Origin of the sequence: Pseudofrankia asymbiotica, assembly GCF_001983105.1 — a bacterium.
GTDB classification, from domain to species: domain Bacteria; phylum Actinomycetota; class Actinomycetes; order Frankiales; family Frankiaceae; genus Pseudofrankia; species Pseudofrankia asymbiotica.
In genome coordinates, this window is sequence record NZ_MOMC01000173.1 from 1 (window position 1) to 1,304 (window position 1,304).

Sequence of the window (1,304 nt, forward strand, 5' to 3'; positions counted from 1 at the left end):
CGTAACTGGTCAGGTCTCGTAGATCGTTTGTTTTTCGTTCCCCGGCCGGCTGGGACGCTTTGATGGCTTGGCGGTCCTGGGGCGTTGGTGTGGCGTGGTTGATCGGCCCGTAGGGTCCGGGTGTGTCCGATGATCCGCCTGCGCCGCCGGTGCCGTCGTATGACGAGCTCGCGGCGCTGGTGGTGAGCCTGCAGGCGGATCTCGCGCGGGCGTTGACACGGATCGCGGAGCTGGAGGCGCAGGTCGCGAAGACCTCGCGGAACTCGTCGAAGCCACCGAGTTCGGACGGGCTGTCGAAGCCACCCCCGAAGTCGTTGCGGACGAAGACGGGCCGGCGCCCTGGTGGGCAGAACGGCCATCCCGGGTCGACGCTGGGCATGGTCGCCGATCCTGATGTGCGCGTGGCGCATGAGCCGGGGCCGTGCGCGGGGTGCGGGACGTCGCTGGCGGGCCGGCCGGTGACCCGGACCGAACGCCGGCAGGTGTTCGACCTGCCCGAACTACACCCGCACGTGACCGAACATCAGCTCCTCGAGCGGGAATGCGGCTGCGGGACCCGAACGAAAGCGACCGCACCGGCCGGGGTGGGCGCCCCGGTGCAGTACGGGCCGCGGGTGACCGCGGCGGCGATCTACCTGTACGCGGGCCAGTTCCTGTCGAAAGAGCGGACCGCGACCGCGCTCGCCGAGCTGGTCGGCATCCCCCTGTCCGCGGGCACGGTCGCCGCGATGACCGCCYGTGCCGCCACCGACCTGGAAGGTTTCCTGACCGCTGTCCGCGACCTGCTCGCCGGCGCCGAGGTGGTCGGCGCGGACGAGACCGGGCTACGTGTCGCCGGGAAACTGCACTGGGTGCACTGCGCCCGCACGGGGAAGTACACGTTGATCGACTGCCATCCGAAGCGTGGAACCGCCGGCATCGACGCCCTCGGGGTGCTGACCGGCTTCACCGGGGTCATGGTCCACGATGCCTGGGCCGCGTACGACACCTACACCACCGCCACCCACCAGCTGTGCGTCGCGCATGTGCTGCGCGAACTCCAGGCCGTGAGTGACACCGCCCCGGCCGGCACCTGGTGCTGGGCGACCCAGGCCGCCGACGCTCTCGTCGCCCTGCACCGGCTCACCGCCGACGCCACCACCACCGGCACGCCGGTCGACCCGAAGACGCTGGCAGCCCACACCCGGGCCCTGCGCCACGCCGCCCACATCGGGATCACCCAGACCTCACCGCGGGGCACGAAACTCATGGCCGCCCGCCACGCCCTGGCCTGCAGGCTCATCGACCGCGAAGCCGACTACCTG

The 1,304-nt window shown here is 71.2% G+C and carries 1 protein-coding gene; it reads left to right on the top strand.

All coding sequences use genetic code 11. From position 1 onward, the window contains the following. Positions 1-122: 122 nt before the first annotated feature. The coding region (tnpC, locus tag BL253_RS39035; RefSeq protein ID WP_076823129.1) for an IS66 family transposase at positions 123-1,304 on the top strand (1,182 nt) is incomplete at its 3' end.